We start from the raw sequence: 9,118 nt of genomic DNA on the forward strand, positions 1-9,118 counted from the left end.
TGCGGGTGGCCACCCGCACCCCGGACTCCGCCAGGGCGCGCAGCTCACGGCGTACGCGGACCCGGCGGCGGGAGGAGAGGGTGCCCAGGTAGCCGTCGAAGTCGGACCAGGTGACATGGAGGTCGCAGCGGGCCGCGAACTCCACGACCGGCCAGCCCGCCGTGCGCAGCGCGTTCGTGAGCGGCGCCGCCTCCGGGGCCAGGTACTCGAACGCGATGCCGCGCAGCCCCTGTTCGCCGGCCCATCGCCGCAGCCGCTCCAGCAGGACGGCGCAGGCCGTCTCGTCCTTGGCGAGCCGGCCCACCGGCAGCGCCTCGTAGTGCGGCATCAGTACCAGCAGGCAGGGATAGACGTCCTCGGGCGCGAGGTCCCGCCAGGGGTGCGGGCCCTCGGTGGCCAGGCCCTGATAGGACGAGGCTCCCGAGAATATCGAATACGGATCGATGCGGGTATTCGGTGAGGGAGCCGTCATGACCGAGCCATGGAGCGCTAATTCAGGCTCACCCGACATTCCGCGCAGAAAGATGGTGACGCGTTCTCCGGGCAGCCGCTTCGGTGCGAGACGCAGCCAACGGTCCGTCGTGGTGGCGGGGATGGGTGCGGGAGTGGCGGCGACAATGTCGTCCCAGGAACCAGGAACGCCTGGTTCCACTTCAATCACTAACGCGGCTTTCGTCGTTTCTGGCTCGTCAAGATGCCGAACATGAGGCATGGGTAGATCCCCCGTCGCGCACAGATCCATCACAGACACCGGCCCGAATGATCGATGCAGTCAAACACACTGCCGAGAGCGAGGCAAGAGGATCATCAACAAACCAGGACCCTACAGAGATGTCCTGATTTACCGTTATGTCGACTTCGCCTTGGGTGGAAGTCGCCTCGGGCTATTGACTCTGCGGCTGTTGACTCCCCGCAACGGTCCGTGATTAGCTCCCGAACCATCTGCCACTAATCTCCTCTTACCTCTGCCGGTACGGCCTGCCCCCATGCGTGCGGCCACTCGGGATTTGTCAAAACATTTATTCCTGCCCACCTGAGCATCTGAACGCCCTAAGGAGTAGCAGGATGGCTCATCTCCTTGAGGAACTCGCGCTTTCGGTACTCCCCGGGGAGGCGGACACGGCCGCACTCACCGAACTGAGCTTTGTGCGACTGGGTGGTGACTCTCTGCGGGCGATGCACTTGGTCTCGCTCGCCGAGGAAAGGCTCGGTGTCGCCGTTCCGCTGGGGCGGCTGCTGGCGGACGAGCCGTTGCGCGCCGTCCTCGCGAAGGCGGAGACGGAGGCGGAGGCGGGTGCTGCGCCGGCGTCGCGGCCGAGACCCGAGGCGCGCGGCCCCCTTGCCGAACCCGCCCGCGCCGAGGGGCAGTTGTCGCATGCGCAGCAGGGCATGTGGCTCACCGAGCGGGCGGTCGGCGGCTCGCCGTACAACCTGGTCTTCGTCGCCTTCGCCGAGGGGCCGCTGCGACGGGAGCTGCTCGCCGGGGCGGTGGCCGCGGTGGGGCGCCGGCACGAGAACCTGCGCACCCGCTTCGTGGACGTGGACGGGCGGGTCGACCGGCAGGTGGACGACGAATTCACCGTGCCGCTCGACGAGTTGGCTTACGACGCGGAGCGGGACGGCGGCTTCGAGTCCTTCGTGCGAGCGGCGGCGACCCGGGAGGGACGGGTGGTCTTCGATCTCGCCGACGCTCCCCCGCTGCGCTTCCTGCACGCGTCCGCCGGAGACGGCCGGCACGCCCTGGTGCTGATCGCCCATCATCTGCTGCTCGACGGCTGGTCGGTCGGCCTGTTGCTGCGGGAACTCTTCGACGCCTACGACCACCCGGACCGCCCGCTCACACCCGCGCCCCGGTTCCAGTGCCTGCTGGATCACCAGGAGGGGCTGTCCGGCAGCGGGGTCTGGGACCGGCAGGGCGCGTTCTGGGAAGGTCATCTCGCGGGCGTACCCGCCGTGTTGGAGTTGCCGAGCGACCTCCAGCGTCCCGCGCTCCAGGACCCGTCGGGCACCCGCACGCCCTTCGACCTGGGCACCGAGACCTCGGCCGGGATCACCGCACGCGCCCGGGAGTGCGGTGTCACCCCCTTCGCCCTCCTTCTCGGCGCCTACGCCCTCGCCCTCGGCCGCCACACCGGCGCCCGCCGACTGCTGGTCGGCGTGCCCCTGGCGGGACGCACCACTCCCGAGCTGCGCGAACTGGTCGCGGTGACGGGCAATCTGGTGCCGGTCAGGATCGACCTCGACGACGACCGGGGCATCGGCGACTATCTGCGTACGGTGCAGCGTTCCCTCGCGCTGAGCCTGGAGCACGGCTCGCTGCCCATCGACGCGCTGGTCACCCGGCTGGGCATGGGCGGCAGCACCAGCCGTCATCCGCTGGTGCAGTTCTGCTTCGGCATGCACGACCAGCTGGTGCCCCGGCGCCTCGCCACCCGGGAACTGACCGTCCGGATCGAGGAACTGCACGGCGGGGGCTCGCAGTTCGACGCGACGCTGTTCGTCAGCGACAGCGATCCGTCCTTCGCGGGCAGCCTGGAGTACGCGACCGGGGCCCTGCTCCCGGCGGAGGCCGAGGCGTTCCTCGCCGACTTCGCGGAGGCCGTCGTACGGCTGGCGCGGGATCCGGCGCGGGAGATCCTCGAAGACGTACGGGCCCTGTCAGCGCCCCAACGGGCCCGGCTCGACCGGCTGAACCGGACCGAGCAGCCGTGTCCGGCGCTCACTGTCGAGGAGTTGTTCCTGGCTCAGGTCGAACGACGGCCCTCGGCGACGGCCGTACGCGAGGGCGAACAGACCCTCACCTACGCCGAGTTGGCCGAGACGGCAGCGCGGCAGGCGGCGCGGCTGCACGCGGTCGGGGTGCGGCCCGGGGACATCGTGGTGATCGCCGTGGAACGGTCGGTCGCCGAGATCGTGGCCGTCCTGGGCGCCCTGTGGGCCGGGGCCTGCTACCTGGGGATGGACCCGGCCCTGCCCGCGAGCCGCGTCGACCAGATGTTTGAGCGGATCAAGCCCGCGGCCGTGGTGGCGCGCGCCGGTGCCGAGTTGGGCCGGTTGGGCGAGATCGGGCTGCCGCAGGTGGAGCCCTGGCCGGCCGGCGCCGACGGGCATGCCGCAGGGCCGACCGGTGAGGGGGATCCCGGGCGGGTCGCCTATCTGGCGTTCACCTCGGGCTCCACCGGAACGCCCAAGGGGGTGCGTGTGCCACACCGGGCGGTCGCCCGGCTGGTGCACGAGGCCGCCTACCTCCGGCTCGGTCCCGGTGAGCGGATGCTCCGCCTCGCGCCGCTGGGCTTCGACGCGTCGACCCTGGAGATCTGGGGCCCGCTGCTGTCCGGCGCGGCGATCGAGATCCTGCCGGCCGGGCTGCCCGCACCGGCCGAGATCGGCGGCTTCCTGCGGCGGCGCGGGGTGACGGTGTGCTGGCTGACCTCGGGCCTGTTCCGGCTGGTGGCGGACTTCGCCCCGGACGGGTTCACCGGCGTACGACACGTGCTGACCGGCGGGGACGTGGTGCCCGCACGCCAAGTGGCCGCGCTGCTCGAACGCCATCCGCATCTGGTCGTCACCAACGGGTACGGCCCGACGGAGAACACCACCTTCTCCACCGTGCACACCGTCGGCCGCGCGGAGGATGTCGAGGACCCGCTGCCGATCGGCGTCCCGGTGCCCCGCTCCCGGGTGCACATCCTGGACGAGCGCGGCCGGCTGCTGCCGCCCGGTGCCGCGGGCGAACTGTATGTCGCCGGGGACGGACTGGCCCTGGACTACGCGGGGGACCCGGACGGAACCGCCGAGCGCTTCGGGCACTTCTCCGCGGACGTACCCGAACGCCTTTACCGGACAGGTGACTTGGTCCGCCTCGACGCGCGGGACCGGTTGCGGTTCCTCGGCCGGGTGGACGACCAGGTAAAGATCCGCGGCTTCCGGATCGAACCCGGTGAGATCGCGGCCGCGCTGCGCGAGCACCCCGGGGTACGGGACGCCGCCGTGGTGGTCGGCGACGACGGGGGCGTGAGCAAGCAACTCCTCGCCGTCTGCGTCCCCTTGGACACCGGCACGGCCCCCTCGACCGCCGAGCTCGGCGCGTTCCTCGAAGAGCGGCTCCCCGCGTACATGGTGCCCGGACTGTGGGCGATCGTGGACGAGATCCCCGTGACCGCCAACGGGAAGACGGACCGCGCCCGGCTCGCCGGACTCGGACGGCCGGCCGCCGCCGCGCCCGCCGCTCCGGCCGAACAGGACGGACGGCGGCCCGAGGTGGCGCGGTTCCTGTGCCAGGTCCTGGAGCGGGACGAGGTGGGCGACGACGACAACTTCTTCGACGTGGGCGGCAATTCGACCCGCGCGGTCCGTCTGGTCGGGCTGCTCAGAAGGGAGTTGGGGGCCGAGGTGGGGCTGCGGGACTTCCTGCGCGCGCCGACCCTGTCCGGTCTGCTGCGCACCCTCGCCCGGAACTCCGACCCGGCGACGGGCCCGACGACCGGGACGGCGACCGGTCCGACGGCCGGTCCGACACCTGGTACGGCCGCCGTGTGAGCCGCCGCGCGATCCGCGAGAGCGACCGCCGCGTGCCCGCGTGCCGTGCCACACCGACCCCCCACCGCCCAGCCCCAGGGAGTTCGCCGCCGTGCCACTCGCCAGGATCAACGGAACGGATCTCTCGTACGCGGTCGACGGCGACCGGGGCGCCCCGGTGCTCCATGTCGCCGGGTCCGGTCAGTCCTCGGTCGTCTGGGAGATGCAGACCGTGCCCGCGCTGCTGGCGGCCGGCCACCGTACCGTCGTCTTCGACAACCGGGGCATGCCACCCTCGGCGGTGCCGCCCGCCCCGTACACGGTGGAGGACCTGGTCGCGGACACCGTAGGCCTGATGGAACACCTGAACCTGGGCCCCTTTCATATGATCGGGTCGTCGCTCGGCGGTCTCGTCACCCAGGCGGTGGCCCTGCGCCGCCCCGACCTGGTCCGCTCCGTCACCTTCCTCCAGGGCTGCGGCGATCTCTCCCCCGCCGCCGTACCGGTCCTCGAAGCCACGGCCGAGCTGTACGCACTGGACACCCCGCCCCCGGCCGCGCTGCGCTGGCTGGCGGCGGACGGGCTGGTCCCGCCCACGCGCTGGCACGACACGCGCGCGGTGGCCGAGGCGCGGGAGCTGACCGCCGAGATCATCGCGGGTCCGGCCGGTGCCGGGGTGGTCGGGCAGACCGCGGCGACCCTGGAGTGGGCCGCCCAGGACCATCTGACCGAACTCGCCGAGCTGTCCGTACCGGCCCTGGTGGTCGCCTCCGAGTGGGACCGCATGTTTCCGCCGGCGCTGCTCCGGCGCGCGGTCGAGACCATCCCGGACGCGCGCTACCTGGAGATCGACGGCGCCGCGCATGTGCCGACCGGCCACTCCGCCACGATCGCCGCCGCGGTCCTGGACTTCCTGAAGGAGATCGGTGAACCCTCAGCAGACTGAGCCCGCGCCCGCCCTGGGGACCGGCACCCTCGCCCTCGCCTTCCACAAGTTCGCCCTGTTCGCTTCGATGTCCGCCCAGGCCAACCCGGGTATCGCACCCTGTGTGCTCGCGGTCGGCGAGGTGCCGGAGGCGCTCGGCGCGGCGCTCGACCGGCGCGGGATCGCCGTGCTCGGTGTGCGCGCGCAGGACGTGCTCGGCGCGGACCCGGCACACCTCGGCGGCCATCGGCGCTTCCCCGGCGCCTATGCCGAACCGGCCTGCCCCCAGCTGGACTCGGTGCCCGCCGCCCGGCTGATCGGCGCGCTGTCCGACCTGATCGTTCCGCACGGCGCCGTCCTCCTCGCGGGTCCTGAGCGGTGCGGGGAGGTCCGGGAACTGCTCGCGTCCTGCGGCCTGCACGACAGCGACGACCCCCGGGCGGGCACCCATCTGCTGGCGCGGAAGAAGGACGTCTGCTGCCACGACCGCGACCAGGAATTCCATGACCGCAGCGCCATCTGGTGCGAAGGCTGACTCCGCGACCGCCGACGAAGGGTTCACCATGATCCGCCCCCCGCACCCGGCCCCCTACGGGACCTGGTCCTCCCCCGTCACCGAGGAGGCGGCCGCCTCGCACCCCGGCCGGGCCGAATGGCTCCGTTGTGTGGGGGACGAGGTGTGGTGGACCGAGCTGCGGCCGAGCGAGGGCGGCCGGCAGGCCCTGCTGTGCCTGCGCGACGGACGGCAGCACGATGTGCTGCCCGCGCCCTGGAACGTCCGCAACAGCGTGCACGAGTACGGCGGCCGCCCCTGGACCGGTCAGGAGCGGGCGACCGGGGGCCCGCTCGTCGTGTTCACGCACCACCCCGACCAGCGGCTGTACGCGTACGCCCCGGACGAGGACGGGGCGCCCCGCGCGCTGACCCCCTTGGCGGCGTCCGGTGAGGGCCGTCAACTGCGTTGGTGCGCACCGCGCGTCGGGCCCGGCGGTGACGAGGTCTGGTGCGTGCTGGAGGAGCACACCGGCCCGCGACCGGGCGACGTCCGGCGCGTCCTGGCCGCCGTACCGCTGGACGGGTCGGCCGCCGGGGATCGCGGCAAAATCAGGGAACTGACCGACGACGGACCGCGGTTCCTCACCGGGGTGGTGCTGTCGCCGGACGGCGGGTGGGCCGCGTGGCTGTCGTGGGACCACCCCGACATGCCGTGGGACGCGACACGGTTGCACCTCGCGCAGGTCGACGCCGACGGGGGCCTGCGCGAACGGCGGACGCTGACGCTCACCTCGGACGGCGACGAGGACGGCGGCGCGTCCCGTGAGTCGATCGCCCAGGTCGAGTGGTACTCCCCCGACGAGCTGATCGTCGCCACCGACCGCAGCGGCTGGTGGAACCTGCACCGCGTGGACGCCGCCACCGGGCGCGCGACCGAACTGCACCCGGCGCGCGAGGAGTTCGCCGGGGCGCTGTGGCAGGTGGGCATGGAATGGTTCCGGGTGCTGCCCGACGGCCGGATCGCCTGCCTGCACGGGCACGGCCGGCTCGCGCTCGGCATCCTCGACCCGGCGACCGGCACGCTCACGGATGTCGAGGGCCCCTGGACCGAGTGGGCGCCGACGCTCGCGGTGCGCGGGGACCGCGTCGTCGGTGTGGCGGCGGGACCCGCCTCCGGCTACGAGATCGTGGAGACCTCGGCCCGCACCCTGGCCGCGAGGGCGGTCACCGGCTCCCCCGGCGAGGCGCTCGACCCGGACTACTGCCCGCTGCCCGAGCCGCGCACCTTCGAGGGCGCCGACGGACGGGACGTCCAGGCCTGTCTCTACCGCCCCCGCAACCCTCGATTCACCGGCCCCGAGGGCGAGAAGACGCCGTTCGTGGTGTGGGTGCACGGCGGTCCGACCGCGCGGACGCCTAAGGCCCTCGACCTTCAGATCGCCTACTTCGCCTCACGGGGCATCGGCGTCGTGGTCGTCGACTACAGCGGCTCCACCGGATACGGCCGCGCCTATCGCGAACGGCTCCGCGACCAGTGGGGAGTCGGCGATGTCCAGGACTGCGCGGACGTCGTCTCGGCGCTCGTCGCGGAGGGCCTCGCCGACCCCGCGCGGGTGGCGATCCGCGGTGGAAGTGCCGGGGGCTGGACCGCCGCCGCGTCCCTCGCCTCCCCGCTCGCCAAGGGCCGCTACGCGTGTGCGGCGATCTACTATCCGCTGCTCGACGCGGCGGCCACGGTCACGGGTGAGACGCACGACTTTGAATCGCGGTACGTGGAGGGGCTGATCGGCCGCCCGGACGAGGTGCCGGAGCGCTTCGCCGAGCGGTCCCCCATCCATCACGCCGAGCGCGTCACCACGCCGTTCGCGCTCTTCCACGGGGCCGAGGACCCGGTCTGCCCGGCGGCCCAGTGCGACCGTTTCCTGGCCCGTATCAAGAACCCGGACCTGGTACACACCCATCTCCTTTTCGCGGGCGAAGGACATGGATTCCGCCGCGAGGAGAACATCATCGCCGCACTGAAAGCCGAATTGCGGCTCTACCTCGACACGTTCGGCCCTTCGGAAGGTTGATCACGCATGGACGGATCCCGTTCGGACATCCTGCTCTGCTTTCCGGCGGCCGGTGGCGGCCCCAGTTTCTTCGCGCCCTGGAGCGGGGTGTCGTCCGTCTTCGACGTGGTGCCGGTCGATCTCCCGGGAAAGGAGAAGCTGCTGTTCGAAGAACCCGTCGACAGCATTCCGGGACTCGCCCGCGCCGTGCTTCCCGCCGTGCGCGCGGCGGTGGTTGGGCGGCGCCGGATCGCCCTCTTCGGCCACTGCTTCGGCGCGATCGTCGCCTATGAGCTGGCCCGGCTCCTGGAACTCGAAGACGATGCTGCGGAGTTGGTGCTGTTCGCCAGCGGCTCCGCCGCCCCCGGGGAGATCCCCTGGACCCGCGCGGCCGATCTGCCCGACGAGGGCCTGCTGCGCCAGGTCGCGCTGAACGCCGGGGAGTCGGGGGCCATCCCCGAGGACCCCGAACTGCGTGAGCTGATCCTGCCCGCGCTGCGCGCGGACGTGACCGCGCACGAGTCGTACGAGCCCCCCGCGGGTCCTCCCGTCTCGTGCTCCGTCGTCACCGTGCGCGGTGCGGACGACACGCTCGTGAGCGCCGAATCGGCGTCCCGCTGGCAGGACTTCACGACCGCTGGGGTCGGCGGCTTCGAGCTGCCCGGCGGCCATATGTATCTCACCGAGCAGTGGGGCCCGTTGATGGCCCACCTGGAGAAGGAAGTCGGCGACCGCGCCTGATCCACGCGTCGGGGCACCGCCGCCCGGATGACACCAGCCGGAAGAACGTTGGGAGTTGAAGCGGATGCGTGCACAGCAGTCGTCGAACGCAGAGGCCGGCGCCCCTGTCGATCCACCGCAGGACGTACTGGCGGCCGCCGTGCTCGCGGTCTCCCGCTTCGCCGGGCAACGGGACGTCGAGGCCCGGGTGAGCCTGGGTGACTACCAGGCGGTGGAGGTCCGGGCGGCGGAGGGAACCAGCGTCGCCGGGTACCGGGAAGCGCTGCTGCGGCACTGGGAGAAGGTCACGGCACCGGCGGGCGCGGACGTTCCCGCCCGGCTGCTGGTGGAAGCCGTCGGGGACGAAGCGACGGGCCCCTCCCTCGTGGTGACCCGGAACCCCGACGGC

General features: G+C 72.3%; 7 protein-coding genes. 6 read left to right on the top strand and 1 reads right to left on the bottom strand.

Features of this window, described 5'->3' with window-relative positions:
- Positions 1 to 472 (bottom strand): peptidogalycan biosysnthesis protein (locus CCN72_RS39050; RefSeq protein ID WP_208638057.1); only part of this gene is annotated, 472 nt, incomplete at its 3' end.
- A 593-nt stretch (positions 473 to 1,065) separates the two neighbouring features.
- Between CCN72_RS39050 and CCN72_RS21230 the strand changes: the two genes are divergently transcribed.
- From CCN72_RS21230 to CCN72_RS21255, 6 genes are all read left to right on the top strand, one after another.
- Complete coding sequence (locus CCN72_RS21230; protein WP_086808889.1) at positions 1,066 to 4,539, top strand: non-ribosomal peptide synthetase; 3,474 nt, start codon at positions 1,066 to 1,068, stop codon at positions 4,537 to 4,539.
- A gap of 91 nt (positions 4,540 to 4,630) precedes the next feature.
- On the top strand, positions 4,631 to 5,464 hold the full coding sequence (locus CCN72_RS21235; RefSeq protein ID WP_086808890.1) for an alpha/beta fold hydrolase: 834 nt from the start codon (positions 4,631 to 4,633) through the stop codon (positions 5,462 to 5,464).
- Positions 5,445 to 5,978 (top strand): hypothetical protein, encoded by a 534-nt coding sequence (locus tag CCN72_RS21240; RefSeq protein ID WP_086808891.1) that lies wholly within the window; start codon positions 5,445 to 5,447, stop codon positions 5,976 to 5,978. The genes CCN72_RS21235 and CCN72_RS21240 overlap by 20 nt, the downstream gene beginning before the upstream one ends.
- A gap of 28 nt (positions 5,979 to 6,006) precedes the next feature.
- Positions 6,007 to 8,010, top strand: coding sequence for a S9 family peptidase (locus CCN72_RS21245; protein WP_086808892.1), 2,004 nt, complete (start codon positions 6,007 to 6,009; stop codon positions 8,008 to 8,010).
- 6 nt (positions 8,011 to 8,016) lie between these two features.
- Positions 8,017 to 8,730, top strand: coding sequence for a thioesterase II family protein (locus tag CCN72_RS21250; RefSeq protein WP_086808893.1), 714 nt, complete (start codon positions 8,017 to 8,019; stop codon positions 8,728 to 8,730).
- Between the two features lie 64 nt (positions 8,731 to 8,794).
- Positions 8,795 to 9,118 (top strand): hypothetical protein (locus tag CCN72_RS21255; RefSeq protein ID WP_143664157.1); only part of this gene is annotated, 324 nt, incomplete at its 3' end.

The organism is Streptomyces murinus (genome assembly GCF_002154555.1).
GTDB classification, from domain to species: domain Bacteria; phylum Actinomycetota; class Actinomycetes; order Streptomycetales; family Streptomycetaceae; genus Streptomyces; species Streptomyces murinus.

Coding starts and splice junctions, on each gene's coding strand:
- CCN72_RS21245 (WP_086808892.1), top strand. CDS start 6,007: ATGATCCGCCCCCCGCACCCGGCCCCCTACGGGACCTGGTCCTCCCCC.
- CCN72_RS21250 (WP_086808893.1), top strand. CDS start 8,017: ATGGACGGATCCCGTTCGGACATCCTGCTCTGCTTTCCGGCGGCCGGT.
- CCN72_RS21230 (WP_086808889.1), top strand. CDS start 1,066: ATGGCTCATCTCCTTGAGGAACTCGCGCTTTCGGTACTCCCCGGGGAG.